The 17657-nt window shown below is 65.6% G+C and carries 14 protein-coding genes; 10 read left to right on the top strand and 4 right to left on the bottom strand.

The window, feature by feature from the left end; genetic code table 11:
• Nucleotides 1-162: 162 nt before the first annotated feature.
• From smc to ON062_RS09480, 3 genes are all read left to right on the top strand, one after another.
• Entirely contained in the window at nucleotides 163-3669 is a 3507-nt protein-coding gene (gene smc / locus ON062_RS09470; protein ID WP_274646885.1) for a chromosome segregation protein SMC, read from the top strand.
• 9 nt (nucleotides 3670-3678) lie between these two features.
• Nucleotides 3679-4551: a signal recognition particle-docking protein FtsY gene (ftsY, locus tag ON062_RS09475; RefSeq protein WP_274646886.1), complete on the top strand. Its 873-nt coding sequence runs from the start codon at nucleotides 3679-3681 to the stop codon at nucleotides 4549-4551.
• 70 nt (nucleotides 4552-4621) lie between these two features.
• Nucleotides 4622-5122, top strand: a complete 501-nt coding sequence (locus tag ON062_RS09480; protein ID WP_274646887.1) for a DUF2004 domain-containing protein — start codon at nucleotides 4622-4624, stop codon at nucleotides 5120-5122.
• A gap of 25 nt (nucleotides 5123-5147) precedes the next feature.
• Here the strand turns inward: ON062_RS09480 and lipA are convergent, their stop codons facing one another.
• Nucleotides 5148-6176, bottom strand: a complete 1029-nt coding sequence (gene lipA / locus ON062_RS09485) for a lipoyl synthase (RefSeq protein WP_274646888.1) — start codon at nucleotides 6174-6176, stop codon at nucleotides 5148-5150.
• The gene (gene lipB / locus ON062_RS09490) at nucleotides 6173-6850 is read right to left on the bottom strand and encodes a lipoyl(octanoyl) transferase LipB (protein WP_274646889.1); all 678 of its coding nucleotides are present in this window, start codon (nucleotides 6848-6850) and stop codon (nucleotides 6173-6175) included. The genes lipA and lipB overlap by 4 nt, the downstream gene beginning before the upstream one ends.
• A 99-nt stretch (nucleotides 6851-6949) precedes the next feature.
• Here lipB and ON062_RS09495 point away from each other — a divergent pair, with 99 nt between their 5' ends.
• Both ON062_RS09495 and ffh read left to right on the top strand, forming a co-directional pair.
• On the top strand, nucleotides 6950-7936 hold the full coding sequence (locus tag ON062_RS09495; protein ID WP_274646890.1) for a TetR family transcriptional regulator: 987 nt from the start codon (nucleotides 6950-6952) through the stop codon (nucleotides 7934-7936).
• A gap of 215 nt (nucleotides 7937-8151) precedes the next feature.
• Nucleotides 8152-9702, top strand: coding sequence for a signal recognition particle protein (ffh, locus tag ON062_RS09500; protein ID WP_274646891.1), 1551 nt, complete (start codon nucleotides 8152-8154; stop codon nucleotides 9700-9702).
• A gap of 39 nt (nucleotides 9703-9741) precedes the next feature.
• Here ffh and ON062_RS09505 read toward each other — a convergent pair whose 3' ends face one another.
• On the bottom strand, nucleotides 9742-10122 hold the full coding sequence (locus ON062_RS09505; protein WP_274646892.1) for a hypothetical protein: 381 nt from the start codon (nucleotides 10120-10122) through the stop codon (nucleotides 9742-9744).
• On the opposite strand from ON062_RS09505, the gene ON062_RS09510 reads away from it, so the two are divergent.
• Complete coding sequence (locus ON062_RS09510) at nucleotides 10033-10719, top strand: hypothetical protein (protein WP_368859980.1); 687 nt, start codon at nucleotides 10033-10035, stop codon at nucleotides 10717-10719. The genes ON062_RS09505 and ON062_RS09510 overlap by 90 nt on opposite strands.
• Nucleotides 10720-10734: 15 nt before the next feature.
• Here ON062_RS09510 and ON062_RS09515 read toward each other — a convergent pair whose 3' ends face one another.
• Entirely contained in the window at nucleotides 10735-11892 is a 1158-nt protein-coding gene (locus ON062_RS09515) for a glutamate--cysteine ligase (protein ID WP_274646894.1), read from the bottom strand.
• A 205-nt stretch (nucleotides 11893-12097) separates the two neighbouring features.
• Here ON062_RS09515 and rpsP point away from each other — a divergent pair, with 205 nt between their 5' ends.
• From rpsP to ON062_RS09535, 4 genes are all read left to right on the top strand, one after another.
• A complete protein-coding gene (gene rpsP / locus ON062_RS09520; protein ID WP_274646895.1) occupies nucleotides 12098-12520 on the top strand; it encodes a 30S ribosomal protein S16 in 423 nt (140 codons plus the stop codon).
• A 4-nt stretch (nucleotides 12521-12524) separates the two neighbouring features.
• A complete protein-coding gene (locus tag ON062_RS09525) occupies nucleotides 12525-12755 on the top strand; it encodes an RNA-binding protein (RefSeq protein WP_274646896.1) in 231 nt (76 codons plus the stop codon).
• Nucleotides 12748-13437 (top strand): ribosome maturation factor RimM, encoded by a 690-nt coding sequence (gene rimM / locus ON062_RS09530; RefSeq protein ID WP_274646897.1) that lies wholly within the window; start codon nucleotides 12748-12750, stop codon nucleotides 13435-13437. Before ON062_RS09525 ends, rimM begins: the two co-directional genes overlap by 8 nt.
• Nucleotides 13438-13539: 102 nt before the next feature.
• Entirely contained in the window at nucleotides 13540-17649 is a 4110-nt protein-coding gene (locus tag ON062_RS09535) for a bifunctional nitrate reductase/sulfite reductase flavoprotein subunit alpha (RefSeq protein ID WP_274646898.1), read from the top strand.
• Nucleotides 17650-17657: the final 8 nt, after the last annotated feature.

The following is a 17657-nucleotide window of genomic DNA, read 5'->3' on the forward strand; positions in this document are numbered from 1 at the left end:
TCGGATGCAAAAGGCGACACTAGCGCCGTAGGCGTGTTCGCGTCAAGCCTTCTTTCAGATTTCGTGTCTGCATGGCGTGTCGCGCCGATCCGTCGGCTTGCGCGGTGTGCGCGCCGACCTCGGGTACCGTAAGGGCAGGACCAGCGGGCGGAGGACGCGAGTATGCACCTGAAGAGCGTGACGCTCAAAGGGTTCAAGTCGTTCGCGCAGCCGACGACCTTCGCGCTCGAGCCCGGCGTGACCTGCATTGTCGGTCCGAACGGATCCGGAAAGTCCAACGTCGTCGATGCGCTCGCGTGGGTGATGGGCGAGCAAGGCGCGAAGACGCTCCGCGGCGGCAAGATGGAAGACGTCATCTTCGCAGGCACAGCCACGCGGGGCCCCTTGGGGCGCGCCGAGGTGCAGTTGACCATCGACAACAGCGACGGTGCGCTGCCGATCGAGTACGCCGAGGTCACGATCAGTCGCACCCTGTTCCGCAACGGATCGAGCGAGTACGCGATCAACGGTGAGACCTGCCGTCTGCTGGACGTGCAAGAACTCCTCAGTGATTCGGGCCTCGGTCGCGAAATGCACGTCATCGTCGGTCAGGGGCGCTTGGATACCGTCCTGCAAGCTACTCCCGAAGATCGACGTGGCTTCATCGAAGAAGCTGCCGGCATCCTCAAGCACCGCCGCCGCAAAGAGAAGACGCTGCGCAAACTTGACGCGATGGAGGCGAACTTGACGCGGCTGAGTGACTTGGCCGGAGAGCTGCGGCGCCAGCTCAAGCCGCTCGGGCGCCAAGCGGAAATCGCCCGTGAAGCCGCGACGATCGCCGCGGTGGTTCGCGATGCCAAGGCACGTTTGATGGCAGATGATCTCGTGGGGCTGCGCCGCGAGCTCGCGCAGTACGCGCAGAGCGAGCACGAGCGCCACGCGGAGCGCCTCGTTCTGCAGGACCAGCTCGAGAACACCCGCGCCCGGATCGAGCAGCTGGAAGGCGAGCAGCGCTCCGAGGCTGTGGACGAAGCGCGTCGAGTCACCTTCGCGCTCGAACGCGTCCAGGAGCGCACGCGAGGACTGTATTCGCTTGCCGGGCAACGCCTGGCGCTCCTCGGTGCCGCCGACGACGAGGAGCGGCTCGAACTCACGACGGTCTCGCAGGCCATGATCGACGAGGCGCGAGCAGAGATCGACGACATCGCCGCGGGCCTCGGTGATGCCCAGGATGCTGCCGCGGAGGCCGCTCGGGGCGTGGTTCGCGCGCGAGGCGAGCTCGATGCGCTCGACACGGACATTGCGGCTCAGAGCGCTCTGGTCTCTGAACACGACATGAAGCTGACCGCGCTTCGCGGGTCTGCGGATGCCGCGGCTTCCGCACTTGCCGCCGTCCAGACTGCGGTCGAGCGTCAGCAACGTGCACTCGATGCGGCGTTGGCTCGGCGCGCCGAGGCTGAGGAAGCACTCGCTGGGGTGGATCCCTCGCTGGTCCCTGAGGGCAGTGCGGCGGAGTACGCGACCGCGTATGAGAGGGCTCAGCGCGTCGCATCCGATGCTGAGGCGACGCTCGCGCAACTGCGTGAGCGCCTTCATGCTGCCGAGCGCGAGCGTGATGCGCTCACCGCGCAGACCGCCGCGCTCTCGCGCGCCCTCGATGTGAAGAACGCGGCATCGACGATCCTCGGCGAGGGGCGAGCCGGCGTCCGCGGTATCGTCGGCGATACCATCGCGGTGACGCCGGGATTCGAGGCGGCGATCGCGGCGTTGCTCGGGTCCTTTGCAGAGGGATTGCTTCTCGATGACGCCGACGCCGCCGCGGCGCTTGCCGATGACCTGCGTGCGGGAGATCTCGGTGTCGTCGACATGGTGATTGCGGACACGCCGGCGCCCGGAGCAACCCCGTTGAGCGGGAACGGTCTCACGCCGGCACGGGAGGTCGTGACCGGGCCACCTGGTGTGCAGGGCCTGCTCGCACGCGCACTCATCGTCGACGATCTCGCAGCCGCCCGGAGTGCGGTAGCGGAGTGGGAAGACGCGCACGCGGGCTGGACCTTCGTCACGCGTGCGGGCGAGGTCTACACCCCGTACTCGCTCCGCGCAGGCGCCGGGTCGTCTCGTTCGCGCCTCGAACTGGTCGCCGAGCGGGATGCAGCCGCGGAGCGCCGAGACGAGATCGCGGTTGTCGCTGACGCGCTGCGAGAGTCGCTCGCCGATGCTGCGCAGGCGCACGAGCAGGCCCGGCAACGGACGAAGGCCGCACTCACGACGCTTCGCGAGCACGACGCCGCGCTGGCTGCTCACACCGAACAAGTGAACCGCGCGACCGTGCGCCACGAGGCAGCCGTCGCCGAATGCGAGCGACTGTCGGCCGGACTCGCGCAGGCGCAGTCGGCCGTTGCCGAGGCCGAGGGTGCCGTTCGGGTGACCGACGACCAGTTGACAGCTGCGCTCGAAGCGCCGCGGCCCATCCTCGATGCGTCGGCGCGGGATGGACTCTTGGCATCGCTCGAGCACGCCCGCGACGCGGAAATGCGTTCGCGTCTCGAGGTCGAGACGCTGCGCGAGCGCATCCGTGCGGGCGAGGGGCGTGTGCAGTCGCTGGAGCGCCAACGCGAACGCGAGCGCGAAGCTGCTGCGGAAGCCGCGCGACGAACGGTGATCCGACGCGCGCAACGTGATGTGGCAGCCAGCGTCGCGGCCGAACTGCCAGCCCTGCTGGACGCGATCGATCGTTCCTTGTCTCAGGCTCGCGTCGAACTTGCGGCAGCGGAGTCTGCGCGCACCGCGATCACTGGAGAGCTTTCCGAGCTGCGGCGTACCGAGGCGTCGGTGCGCGAGCGCGTTGGGGCTTTGACGGAATCAGTGCACGGCCTGGAACTTCAGATCCACGAGAAGAAGCTCCACGTGACTTCGCTGGTGGAGCGAGTCGCCTCGGAGCTCGGGTTGGACGAGGATATTCTGATTGCGGAATATGGTCCAGATCAGGCGGCGCCCGGCGAGACTGAGGATGACGCTGTGCCGTACGATCGCACGGCACAGAAGAAGCGGCTGCAAGAGGCGGAACGCAAACTCGGACAGTTAGGGCGCGTTAATCCGCTCGCGCTGGAGGAGTTCGCCGCGTTAGAGCAGCGTCACAAGTTCATGACCGAGCAATTAGCCGACCTCACGAAGACACGTGCCGACCTTGTCACCATCATCGACGAGCTCGACGAGCGGATGCAGGTCATCTTCCTCGCAGCGTTCGAGGACACGAAGATCGCGTTCAACGAGGTGTTCCCCGTTCTCTTCCCGGGGGGATCGGGCAGCATCGCCCTGACCAACCCTGAAGACCCGTTGACGACCGGGATCGAAGTTTCGGTGCGGCCGGTCGGGAAGAAGATCGAGCGCTTGTCGTTGCTGTCGGGTGGCGAACGGTCGCTCGCGGCCGTGGCGCTCCTGACGGCGATCTTCAAGGCGCGACCAAGCCCCTTCTACATCTTGGATGAGGTGGAAGCGGCGCTCGATGACGCCAATCTCGGGCGACTCCTGGGCGTGTTCGAACAGCTTCGTGAGTCAAGTCAGCTGATCGTCATCACTCACCAGAAGCGCACGATGGAGATCGCCGACGCGCTGTACGGCGTATCGATGCGTCAGGACGGTGTCTCGGCGGTGGTCGGCCAGCGCATTGCCGAGCGCGCCGCGTCGTAGGCTGGACTCATGGCTGAAAGCTCCTGGTCGCTAGGTCGTGCCCTGCGCGGCATGTTCGTCAAGCCCACCATTGATGACACGACGTGGGACGACCTCGAGACGGCTCTCCTCACCGCGGACTTCGGGCCCGACGTCAGCGAGCGAATCATCGACGAACTGCGTGAGAAAGTCGAGAAGTATCGAACGACGGATCCTCGCGACCTCCAGCGGATGCTCAAGGAGACTCTCGAGGAGCACTTTGCCAAGTTCGACACCACGCTGAAACTCACCGAGCGGCCGGCCGTGGTCCTCGTTGTGGGTGTCAATGGCGTCGGCAAGACGACGACGATCGGCAAGTTCGCAAAGTTCTTGCAGCGCTACGGGCGCTCCGTGGTTGTAGGGGCCGCCGACACTTTCCGTGCCGCCGCCGTCGATCAGCTAGCCACGTGGGCCGAGCGGGGCGGCGCGACGATCGTGCGCCCGCAACATGAGGGCCAGGACCCGGCATCCGTCGCTTTTCAAACCATCGAGCATGCCAAGCTGACCGGTACCGAGATCGTGCTTGTCGACACGGCAGGGCGTCTGCACACCAAGGGTGGGCTGATGGATGAGCTCACGAAGATCCGGCGCGTCATCGAGAAGCAAGCTCCCATCTCGGAGGTGCTCCTGGTGCTGGACGCGACAACCGGGCAGAACGGCGTGATGCAGGCGCAGGCCTTCCTCGAGCACGCGGGAGTCACGGGGTTGGTACTCACCAAACTCGACGGGTCCGCCAAGGGAGGATTCGTCCTCGCGGTGCAAGAGCAGACGGGCATTCCCGTCAAACTGCTCGGGCAGGGCGAGGGGATCGGCGACCTCACGGGATTCACGCCCCACGTGTTCGCGTCGTCTCTCGTGGACTGATCTCGAATCGACATCGACGGCGCGCCTATGCGGACTACCGTCTGGGCGCGCGGGCTGGTTTTATGGGGGCATGGCGATCGAGCACGATTACTTCGGACTTCTCGAGTCCGGACCCGACGGATCCATCTTCTGGTCGGAGAACGTAGAACTCGGCGACCAATCGGTCACCGTCGATCTCACGGCGCCCGATCAGGACGATGTCTCGGCCGCAGCGCTCGACGTCGCAGCGGGCCTCATCTCTGCGATTGAGGACCTGGATCGCAGTGCGCGCAACGCGATGGTCAACGAGCTGAGCGAACGCACGAGCGAGGTGACCGAGTACATCCTGCAGCAGCAGGAAGAGCTGGGTGAGGAACTGGAAGATCTGCTCGTTGACATTTCGGGTGATACCCACATCGATGTCATTCGGTCGTTGCAGCTCATGAGCATGACCATCCTCGCCGACGAACACGGTGGGGCTGACCCCTTCGCCGTGCTCGAATACGCCCTCGATCCGGATGCCACCGACGATGTTCTCTTGGTCAACCTGGGGTCAGACGGAGACGTGCTTTCCGTGACAAGCGCGGAGTGACGGGGTTCACACCGCTTGGGCGAACTCACACCGCTTGGGCGAAGCTGCCGTCCGCCTCTCTCGCGAGGTGTGACAGGTGCGGCGGGATTTCGCGGCCGTGGGACATCATGGACTGCGCCCACAAGCGTCCGGCCCGATAAGAGGAGCGCACGAGCGGACCCGCCAGCACGCCGAGGAAGCCGATGCGCTCTGCTTCGCTCTTGAGCTCGACGAATTCGTCGGGCTTCACCCAGCGCGCAACCGGCAGATGTCGGGGCGAAGGTCGCAGGTACTGCGTGATGGTGACGATGTCCGTGCCCGCAGCTCGCAGGTCGTGGAGCGCCTGCACCACCTCGTCTGGCTCTTCTCCCATGCCCAGGATGAGATTGGACTTGGTGATCAACCCGGCATTGCGCGCTTGCGTCAGCACGTCGAGTGAGCGTTCGTAGCGGAACGCGGGGCGAATGCGGGTGAACAGCCGCGGAACCGTCTCGACGTTGTGGGCGAAGACCTCGGGACGAGCATCGAAGACCTGTGAAAGCAGCTCGGGATCACCATTGAAGTCGGTTGCAAGGAGTTCGACGCCCGTCGTGGGATTGCGCGTGTGAATTTGCCGGATCGTCTCGGCGTTGAGCCAAGCCCCGCCATCGGGGAGATCGTCGCGCGCCACGCACGTGACGGTCGCGTACCGCAACTGCATGCGGGCCACGCTGTCGGCGACTCGGCGCGGTTCATCAACGTCGTATTCTGCGGGCTTCCCGGTGTCGATCTGACAGAAGTCGCATCGGCGGGTGCATTGCGAACCACCGATGAGGAACGTGGCCTCGCGGTCTTCCCAACATTCGTAGATGTTCGGGCAACCCGCCTCTTGGCAAACCGTGTGCAGGCCCTCGTCCTTCACAAGCGTCTGCAGTGCGTGGTACTCCGGTCCCATGCGGGCGCGGGTCTTGATCCACTCGGGCTTGCGTTCGATCGGAGTCTGGGCGTTGCGCACCTCTAGCCGGAGCAAGCGCCGCCCGTCGGGGGCCGTGGCGGTGTTGCGCTGCGTAGTGCTACCGGTGCCGCAGACGCTCATACGAGGACCTCGAGAGAGCGGTTCTCGTGGGCCTGAGCGGCGCTCGAACTCGAGAAGCCGTCACTGAAGATGCTCTGGAGGGTCGGAAGGACATCGCGCACGCCTATCTCTGCGCCGGCGACCTCACTGAGCGTGCTGACACCGGCATCCGCGATTCCACAAGGCACGATCGTACGAAACGCGGCAAGACTGTTGTCGCAATTGAGCGCGAAGCCGTGCATGGTGACGCCGCGCTGCACTCGTACACCGATGGCCGCGACTTTGTCTTCGCCGAGCGGGCGGCGCACCCACACGCCGCTTCGTCCCTCGACTCTGTACGACGTCACGCCGAAACGTGCGAGCACCTCGATCAGGAGGGACTCGAGCCGGCGGACGTGCGCCACGACATCGACAGGTTCAGGCAACCGCACGATCGGATAGCCGACGAGTTGCCCGGGGCCGTGCCACGTGATCTTGCCGCCACGGTCGACATCCACCACCGGCGTGCCGTCGGTCGGCCGCTCATGCCTCGCGGTGCGTGCCCCGGCGGTGTAGACGGATTCATGCTCCAACAACAGCAACGTATCGGGGCGGATCCCGGCGCACACGTCGGCGTGGACGTGCCGTTGCATCTCCCATCCGTCGTTGTAGGGAACCAGGTCGGGAGCAAGACCGACGGTGTGAATATCGAGCATGAGGCCTCCGCAGGTGCCTTCTTGGATTGCGTCCAACAATAGCGGATCGGGTGGCCGCACCGCGGCCCACGCCAAAGGTGTTGCCCATAGGCTGAGAGCATGAGTCGTGGAATCGGACGCCCCCGTGCCTCGTCGCGAGAGACCCTTGCCGAGGCGGCGACGGAACTGTTCCTCGAGCAAGGGTTTGACGACACGTCGATCGCCGACATCGCGGCGCGCGCTGGCGTGAGCAGATCGAGTTTCTTCAACTATTTCGATTCGAAATCAGACATTCTTTGGTCGGGGCTGGACTCGCAGCTTGCGCACTTCGAGGCGTCGCTCACCTCATGGGAAGGCGAGCGCGCGGTCGAAGGCGTTCGCGCGGCGGTACTGGCGCTCGCGGACGGCTTCGAACCAGACAGCCTTGCTCTGGGCATGGTGAATGCTGCGGCGATGGGCCTGGATGACGAGTTGGCGCGCGAGTCGGCATTGCGGCGCGCACGCATCGCCCGGGCCGTTGCCGACGCGTTGGCGCGTCACGGTGCTGAGCGACTCCATGCGGAAGTCGCGGCGGCGGCCTGGGGCGGTGCGGTCCTGGCGGCGATCGAGGCCTGGGCGCATGACGGCGCAGGCCGGACGTCGCTCCGCAGGTTCCTGGCGCGCGCGGCCGACATCGCCGTGGCCGTGTCACCCTCCAGGCGCGGTGATGTGATGCAGTTGCGTGTCGTCGTGCATGCGGAAGACTTCGAAGGTGCCCTGCGGATGTATCGAGACGCCGCAGGGATGCCGCAGAGCGCGGCGTACCAAGCCGAGGGCGGGGCGCGCGTAGCGATCCTCGAGGCGGGGCGTGCAACGCTGGAGATTGCGAACACCCAGCAAGTGGACTTCATCGATCGTGTCGAGACTGACGGCGACGCCCCGAGCGATCCCATCCGTCTCGCGCTCGAGGTGGAGGATGCCGATAGTGCGGTAGCGCGGCTTGCCGACGCCGGAGCGTCGGTCGAAGCATCCGCTCGAGCCACTCCGTGGCGTTCCCGTAACGCGCGCCTGCGCGGGGCTGCGGGCGTGCAGCTGACGGTGTTCCAAGAACTCGGCCCCGAGTCCTAACCTGCGCCCGCTCCGCGCCCCTTCATTCGCTCGCACCCCGCCACCCCGCCGCTCCGCGCCGCTTCACCCCCTCCGCTCCGCCCCCAGAATGTGCGGCGCCCAGGCGCAGATCTTGGGGGTGGAGCGTGCGAGGCGTGCCGGGGGTGGAGCGTGGGAGGCGTGCCGGGGTAGAGAGGGAGGGCGGCGCGTCGGCTCTCGCGTAGAATCGGGACATCATGGCGACTTTCGGCACTCTCTCTGACCGGCTTACCGAGACGTTCCGCAATCTGCGGACGAAGGGCAAGCTCACCCCGGCTGACGTCGATGGCACCGTGCGCGAGATCCGCCGGGCGCTCCTGGACGCGGACGTCGCGCTGGCGGTCGTCAAAGAATTTACCGCCAAGGTGCGCGAACGGGCGCTGGGCGACGAGGTCAACCGCGCACTCAACCCCGCGCAGCAGGTCGTGCAGATCGTAAACGAGGAGCTCGTTGCCATCCTCGGTGGGCAGCAACGCCGACTCGAGTTTGCCAAGAACCCGCCGACGGTCATCATGCTTGCGGGCCTTCAGGGCTCGGGTAAGACGACGTTCGCCGGCAAGCTCGCACGGATGCTGGAGAAGGACGGTCATACACCTCTCCTCATCGCCGCGGACTTGCAGCGACCGAACGCCGTCAATCAGCTTCAGGTCGTCGCAGAGCGGGCTGGCGCAGCCATTTATGCGCCCGAGCCGGGCAACGGTGTCGGCGATCCGGTCAAGGTGTCGCGCGACGGCGTCGAATTCGCGCGCCAAAAGCAATACGACACCGTGATTATTGACACCGCTGGTCGGCTGGGCGTTGATGCCGAACTGATGAAGCAGGCCGCAGACATCCGCAAGGCGACGCAACCGGACGAAGTGCTCTTCGTCATCGACGCCATGATCGGTCAGGACGCGGTCAACACGGCGAAGGCCTTCCAAGACGGCGTGGACTTCACCGGTGTCGTCTTGTCGAAGCTCGACGGTGATGCACGCGGTGGTGCGGCGCTGTCGGTGGCATCTGTCACCGGGCGCCCGATCATCTTCGCCTCGACGGGTGAAGGACTCGACGACGTCGAGGCGTTCCACCCCGACCGCATGGCGTCGCGCATCCTTGACCTCGGCGACATTCTCACTCTCATCGAGCAAGCGCAGCAGGCATTCGACGAGGAAGAAGCGCTGAAGGTCGCCGAGAAGCTGGCGAGCGAAACATTCACGCTCGAAGACTTCCTCGAGCAGATGCAGCAGATGAAGAAGATGGGCTCCATGAAGAAGATGCTCGGGATGCTCCCGGGCATGGGAGGCATGAAGGACCAGCTCGACAACTTCGATGAGCGCGAGATCGATCGCACCGAAGCAATTATCCGTTCGATGACCGTAGCGGAGCGGCGAAACCCGAAGATCCTCAACGGTTCGCGCCGCCTCCGCATCGCGCGAGGCTCGGGGATGACGGTGACGGACGTCAATCAGCTGGTGCAGCGCTTTGACCAGGCGGCGAAGATGATGAAGACCGTCGCTCGCGGCGGTGTCCCGAACATTCCCGGCATGGGGCCGATGCCGGGCGCGCGGCCCGGTGCATCGTCGAAGCGCGGGAAGCAGCAGAAGGCCAAGGGCTCACGTTCAGGCAACCCGGCAAAGCGCGCCGCCGAGAACGCCGGGCTTGCCGCAACTCCTGCTGCACCGACAGGCTCGGGATTCGGTCTGGGCGGCAAGAATGCGCCCACCGAGGCAGATCTCGCCGAGCTGCAGAAGATGCTCGGAAAGGGCTAGCGGGCGCCCCAGGCTGACTGTCGGGTGAAGGCGTGCGCGCTATGCGCGGACGGCCATGCGCGCCCGCGGGCGTTCGCGAATGAGCGGCTCCTGGGCGGGAGCGGGCGTCACGGTGATGTCGCTCTCGGTTTCACCCCACGAGTAGTGACCCTGCGTGCTGGTGCGCGACCGCACGCGGAGTACCGCTGCCCGCAACGGCATCCCGATGCCGATGGCCAACGCACCCATCACCGTTCGGTCGAGCGAACCGAGCATGCTCTTTCGTTCCCAAGCATCCCGCAGCGGCCCACCGGCCTGGTCCTCGGGCAGTATCTTGCTGCGCTCGACCTCATCAGTGCCGAAGAAGAAGATCGGATGCAACGCGAGATGGTCCGTGAGGCCGTGGCGCTCGGGGCCGAGCGTGTCGTGTTCAAAGCGCATCCGTCGGCGCCTCCGACCACCGTAGACGGGCCTCGGAGCGTCGCGCGCCACCTGGGTGTGGAATTCGTGAACTATGCAGGATCCCTGCCAGCAGAGGTGGTTGCCATGCGCGGACACGCGATCGGTGCGGTGGCGGGCTTTTCCACAGCGCTTCCGACTCTCGCCGCGACGCTGGACGTGCCCACGCGGGCCGTCGGAAATGACGTGCTGCTTCACCGTCTCGATCCCTACGAAAACAGCAACCGCATCCCGGTGACCCTGGTCGACGCTCTGAACCGGCCACGATCACCGTACGGCACTTCCGCGCACTTGCAACAACTTCTGGACGCGGTGGCTTACTGCATGCAGCCGGTGCAGATGGCTCACTTGAGGTCGCGAGCCGCCGAATTCGTCGCTCAGGCTCCGGAATCAGAGCGTCGCAGGTATTTCGATCCCGCCATTCTGACCTCGGCGGGTCTGCCCGGCGGGGCCCCTGTCCCGCTCGGTCGGGCGCTGCTCGATCTGGCTGCCGGACCGCGGCGCTCGCGTGATCTGCGCGACACGTATCGCGCGGGAGTGCGGCGCTTCGGACGCGCCTGGCGCGCGTTTGGGGCGTGACCACAGCCCCCCAGGTCAGGTGCGCGCGAGGTGATCGCGCAGGGTAGGGCCTGCGCGGAACTCGTGGATGAGGTGCTGGACAACAGCCCGGAGGTCGCCATCGGCGGCGTCAGCGACCTGAACCTGCCGCTCGTAACTTGCGCCATGGTCGAGGATTGCGGTGACGCCCGCCAGTTCGCGTGAGCAGCCAAGTTCGTCGGCGACATCGGTCATTTCGACCACGATGTCACGCAGGTGTTCACGAACGAGACGCTGTGTGCCCGCGCTGTCGATGATCGCGTGCGCGTCGAGGCCATAACGTGCAGCGCGCCACTTGTTCTCTCGGACGAACCAGGGTGCGATTGTCGGCAACGTCTGCCCGGCATCCAGTTGGCGCGAGAAGTGCTCGACCAGAACCTGGACGAGCGCGGCCACGGCCGCCAGTTCGGGGAGCGTGGACATCCCATCGCACGCGCGAACTTCGATCGTGCCCCACCTCGGCGCCGGTCGGATGTCCCACCGCACCTCGGTGGAATCGGCCATCACTCCGGTGCGAACCATGTCATCGAGGTAGGCCTCAAATTGCGCCCAGTCTTCAAGCGGCCAGGGAAGGCCGGCGGTCGGCAGTTGCTGGAACACCAGTGCGCGGTTCGATGCGTAGCCCGTGCGGTCGCCGGCCCAGAACGGGCTCGACGCGGAAAGCGCCTGGAAGTGGGGCAAGTAGGTCGAGAGCGCGCCGATCAACGGCAGCACTTTGTTGACGTCCTCGACTCCGATGTGCACGTGGATTCCCCAGATCATCATGTTCCGCCCCCACCACTGGGTACGGTCGATCAGAGCGTGATACCGGGTCTTGTCGGTGACTTCCTGCTCGTACCACTGTGCAAAAGGATGACTGCCGGCGCAGAGCAATTCGATGCCACGGGAGTCGGTGAACGAGCGCACCGATGCGATCGCGTCGGCGATATCGTCTACCGCCATCGCGACGGTGTCACCGACGCCGCTGGTGACTTCGATGGTGTTCGTGAGGAGCTCCCCGGTGACGGTGTATCGCTCGAGCGCGCTGGCCTCTTCGAGTGCAGCGAGTGCATCGGGTGCGCGGGGGACGAGATCGCCCGTGCGACCGTCCGCGAGCATGAGTTCCCACTCGATCCCGACTGTCGATCTCGCGGAGGTGGCGAAGGGCACCGTCATGGCCACAGTTTCGCACGTGGCTGCCTTCCCCCGCCGCAGCATCGGCTAGTTCGCGGCATCCCCGCTCATCTGGCAGAATAGAGGGTCGGATCACCCGCTCGACCCTCTATCCAGCGTGGCGGTCCTCCCTTCAGAGCTTCCGCCGGGTGTGCACCCCACGCTCCAGGCGACCAGTTCGTTCACTTTCCACACATTCAGGAGAATCGTGGCTGTCAAGATTCGTCTCAAGCGCCTGGGCAAGATCCGTGCGCCGTACTACCGCATCGTTGTGGCCGACTCGCGCACCAAGCGCGACGGTCGTGTCATCGAGGAGATCGGCAAGTACCACCCCACCGAGGAGCCCTCGTTCATCGAGGTCGACTCCGAGCGCGCGCAGTACTGGCTGTCGGTTGGTGCACAGCCGACCGAGCAGGTGCGCGCTCTGCTCAAGCTCACCGGCGACTGGGGTCGCTTCAAGGGTGACAAGGATGCTGTCTCCACGGTGAAGACCCGTGAGGCCAAGCCCGAGTTCGCCGTTGACGCCGACAAGAAGTCGGTCATCAAGCCGAAGGCTGAGAAGAAGGTCGAAGCTCCGGCTGCTGACGAGACCGAAGCGGGCGACGAGTCCGCTGAGTCCACCGAAGCGTAGTCCGTTGCTGGCTGCCGCGCTCGAACACGTCGTCAAGGGGATCGTGGATCACCCCGACGACGTGCGCATCGACTCGTCGACCTCCGCTCGCGGAGAGGTTCTCGAGGTTCACGTACATCCCGATGACCGGGGTCGTGTGATCGGGCGTGGCGGCCGTACGGCCAAAGCCCTGCGCACAGTGATCAGTGCACTCGCGGACGGTCGTCGTGTTCGCGTAGACGTCGCAGATGACTGACGCGGGCGAGACTGCAGCGGAAGCGAGCGAGCCGTCGGATGACGGTTCGTTCGCTCCCGCTCCGGGCGGAAAGACGCAGCTGCGAGTCGGGCGCCTGGTCAAGGCGCACGGCCTCAAGGGCGCGCTGAAGCTCGAGCTGTACACCGACGATCCCGAGGGCCGTTTCGTCCCCGGCGCAGTGTTCACACTCCAAGTGCCCACCTCGTCGCCCTGGCACGGTAAGCCCCTGACCGTTCGCGAGTTCCGGTGGATGAACTCGCACCCCGTCGCCTTCTTCGAGGGCGTGGATGACCGCACTCGCGCGGAAGAACTGGTGCGCGCAATTCTGTGGATCGATCAGGATCCTGCCGCATCGCCTTCGGAAGACGATGCCTGGTTCGACCACCAGCTGGTAGGCCTTTCCGCCGTGCGTGACGGTGCGACGGTGGGCCGTGTGGTCCGTGTCGAGCATCTCCCCGCGCAAGACCTGCTCGTGATTCGCGTGGTAGGCGACGGCAGCGGCGAGCGCGAGGTGCTCGTTCCCTTCGTCAAGGCGATCGTGCCCGAGGTTGATGTCGTCGCAGGCCATGTTGTCGTGACGCCTCCCGCGGGACTCTTCGAGGACATCGACGACGCCGATAACGGCGAAGCGGATGCCGCTCAAACCCGCGACGGTGTCGAAGAGGCTCCTGACCAGGACTGATCTTCTTGCTCACGCGCCGCTATTCGTCGGCGTGAGATGCATGTGACGCGTTCGAAACACACGCGCACCGTCGGCGGAACATCCTTTCGGGATCATCGACACATGGTGCTGGTGGCAGATTCCGCATCGACGCTTCACGAGGCGTCGACGACCACTGTGCGCGGCGTGTGTTCGTACTGCGGCGTGGGTTGCGGCATGAGCGTCACCTCCTCGTCTGAAGGTGGGGTCCGCACAGTCACGCGCACGGTCGGTGACCCCGAGCATCCCGCAAACCACGGGCGTCTGTGCACGAAAGGCGCCACTCACGTCGAAGTGATGGCCGCGCCGGGCCGGTTGACCTCGGCCCATGTGAGGCCTGCCCGCCACGCTGAGCCCGAACCGGTCTCCCTCGATGATGCGGTGACGGATGCCGCGACGCGGCTGCGCGCGATCATCGACGAACACGGACCCGACGCCGTCGCCCTCTACGTGTCCGGGCAGATGTCCATCGAGGCGCAGTACCTGTCGAACAAGCTGATGAAGGGCTTCATCGGCGGCATCCACATCGAATCGAACTCGCGTCTGTGTATGGCTTCGGCTGGCACCGGTTACAAACAGTCGCTCGGGGCCGATGGTCCACCGGGTTCCTATGACGATATCGACCGCGCTGATCTGTTCTTCGTCATCGGCTCGAACATGGCGGACTGCCATCCGATTCTGTTCCTGCGAATGGCTGATCGACTCAAGCGCGGTGCCCGCCTGATTGTGGTGGATCCGCGACGCACGGCCACAGCTGACCGCGCCGATCTCTACCTGCCGATCGCGCCCGGGACGGACCTGGCACTGCTCAACGGACTGTTGCATCTCTTGGTGAGAAGCGGCGACATCGACGAGGAGTTCATCGCCACGCACACCGACGGGTGGGACGCGATGCCCGACTTTCTCGCGGATTACACGCCGGAGCGCGTCGCCGCGATCACGGGGCTGGACCCGGATGACATTCGCACGGCAGCGCAATGGATCGGGGAAGTCGGCGAGTGGATGACGCTGTGGACGATGGGGTTGAACCAGTCGACGCAAGGCACATGGAACACCAACGCGATTTGCAACCTGCACCTGGCCACCGGAGCGATCTGTCGTCCGGGGAGCGGGCCGTTCTCGCTCACCGGGCAGCCCAACGCCATGGGTGGCCGCGAGATGGGCTACATGGGCCCGGGTCTCCCGGGCCAACGAGCGGTGTTCAACGCTGTTGATCGCGCGTTCACCGAGGAGGTGTGGGGACTTCCGGCGGACACGATCCGAACCGACGCCGGTGCCGGCACAATCGACATGTTCGAGCGTATGGCCGCCCGGGAGATCAAGGCCGCGTGGATCATCTGCACGAACCCGGTCGCGTCCGTCGCCAACCGGCGCACCGTGATCGCGGGTCTGGAAGCGGCCGAGCTGGTGATCGTGCAGGACGTGTTCGCCGAGACGGCGACGAACCAGTACGCCGACGTGCTGCTCCCCGCGACGCTCTGGGTCGAGGCTGACGGAGTGCTCGTCAATAGCGAGCGCAACATGACGTTGTCGGCGCAGGCAGCGACGCCGCCGGGTGACGCCGAGCCTGATTGGCAATTGATCTGCCGTGTGGCGCAGGCGCTCGGATTCGGTGAAGCGTTCTCCTTCCGCTCCAGCGAAGAGGTCTTCGACGAGATCCGCCGGTTCGCCAACCCCGCAACCGGTTGGGACATCAGAGGCGTCACTTATGACCGGCTGCGAACCGGGCCCGTGCAATGGCCGTCGCCTCCGGGCGATGACGCGGCGCGGCATCCCATTCGATACCTCAACGATGGCGTCAGCCAGCACCTTCACGTTGCGCAGGATGGATCCGTGCCGCCGCTGGCATTCGCTACGCCGTCCCGGCGCGCACAGTTCTTCGCGCGCCCCCATCTCGGCACCGCCGAGCTTCCCGACGATGACTATCCGTTCATCCTCAACACCGGGCGCCTGCAGCACCAGTGGCACACCATGACGAAGACGGGCAAAGTCGGCAAACTCGTGAAGCTGCATCCTGATCCGTTCGTTGAGATCCATCCCCACGATGCGCAGGCGCACGGCATCGCCGACGGAGACGACGTGGAGCTCACGTCGCGGCGGGGCCGCGTGGTTCTTCCGGCGAAGGTCAGTGACCGGGTGCAGATCGGATGCTGCTTCGCGCCATTCCACTGGAACGATGAGCACGGCGAGTACCTCACGGTGAATGCGGTGACCAGCGATGCTGTCGACGCGGCGTCGCTGCAGCCGGAGTTCAAGTTCGCCGCGGTATCACTCCGCAGAGTCGGACCCGCGCCGACGTCCGCGGCGACTCCTGCGGCCCTGGACATGTCGGGCGCGCGCGCAGCGCTCGATCGTGCGGGCGTGCGCGTGGGTGTGGCCCCTGATCTCGACGAACGCGAGCATGCGTACTTCTCGGGGTTTCTGTCCGCTCTCGAAGGTACGGTGCTGGCGCCGGGTGTCGTCCCCGTCCTGCCGGATGGCGCGCCCTTGCGTGCCCCGGCGCGCGCATGGTTCGACGGGGTGCTGGCGGGCTTGTATTCGCGTGCGACGGTTGCGACGGCCGGGGATGTTGCCGGTGAGACGGCCCGCGCCGACGAGGTCGTTGTCCTGTGGGCGTCGCAGACAGGAAACGCCGAAGAGCTCGCCGAGTTGACGGCATCCACTCTGACCGATCGCGGCGTCGCTGCACGATCCATCAGCATGGCCGACTACTCCGTGGCAGAGCTGCAGGGGAAGTGCCGCGTTCTGGTGGTCACCTCGACGTTCGGCGACGGAGGCCCCCCAGATAACGGCTCGGGGCTGTGGAGCGCGCTCGCTCGCGCGGACGCGCCGCGTCTGGACGGCCTTCAGTTCGCCGTCCTCGCGATCGGCGATTCGAACTACGACGAGTTTTGCGGACACGGTCGGAAGCTGGACGAACGCCTCGCGGAGCTGGGAGCGACGTCGATGCGTGCCCGGGTGGACTGCGAACCCGACTATCAGCGGGCAGCCATGGCATGGCTCGATGACATGTCGCGCATCCTCAGTGGATCGGATGAGGTCACGACGCCTGTGATGCCGGTGGCCACATCCCGCCTCTTTACACGTACGAACCCGATCTCGGCACGACTGGTCGTCAACGAGTTGCTGACGTTGCCCGGTTCAGCCAAGGAGGTGCGCCGTATCGGATTCGACCTCGCCGACACGGGCGCGGTATACGAAGCCGGCGATTCGCTTGGCGTGATCTGCCCGCACAGCGACGCCGTCGTTGGGGAGTGGCTCGAGGTCACCGGGCTGTCGCCGCGCACGGTCGTCGAGGTCGATGGAACCGAGTACTACATGGCGGATGCCGCGCGCAGCGTGTTCGACATCACGAGGATCACTCCGGAGTTGCTGGCGTTCGTCGCCGAACGGCATGGTGACCCGCACCTGAACACGTTGCTGCGCCGTGACCACAAGAGCGGCTTGGCGCGGTTCGTGTGGAGCATGCAAGCGATGGATCTGCTGCGGATGTTCCCGGTGCATGCTACCGCGGCGGAGTGGCTGAGTGTTCTGAAGAAGCTTCAGCCGCGTCAGTATTCGATTTCGTCGAGCTCCGCGCACGATCCCGACCGCGTCGAGTTGACCATCTCGGTCGTTCGGTTCGAGACAGAGGGCGGGCGGCACCGAGGGGGTGTGGGCTCGGCATACCTCGCGGACGCCCAACTCGGCGATGAGGTCCAGATCTTCTTGCAGCGTTCGACACACTTCCGTCCGCCCGTCGATCCCGCTGCGCGGGCAATCATGATCGGCCCGGGTACCGGCATCGCGCCCTTCCGTGGGTTCCTGCAGGAGCGTCGGGCAACGGGTGCGACCGGTCGCAACTGGCTGTTCTTCGGTGAGCAGCACGAGGCGACGGACTTCTACTATCGCGACGAACTCTCGCAGTTCCGCGCAGAAGGCGTGCTGTCGCGGCTTGATCTCGCGTTTTCGCGTGACCAACGGCAGAAGGTGTACGTGCAGGATCGAATGATCGAGCACGGGGCTGAGCTGTATCGATGGCTGCAAGACGGCGCGTGTGTGTACGTGTGCGGCGATGCGTCGCGGATGGCCGAAGACGTGGACGCTGCGCTCGTGCAGATCATTCAGCAGCACGGGTCGATGTCGCACGACGATGCGGTGCGTTACAAGGCGGATCTCGTCAGCGCGAAGCGCTACGCCCGCGACGTGTACTGACCAACGAA

Source organism: Microbacterium sp. C7(2022), assembly GCF_028823665.1.
Taxonomy (GTDB): domain Bacteria; phylum Actinomycetota; class Actinomycetes; order Actinomycetales; family Microbacteriaceae; genus Microbacterium.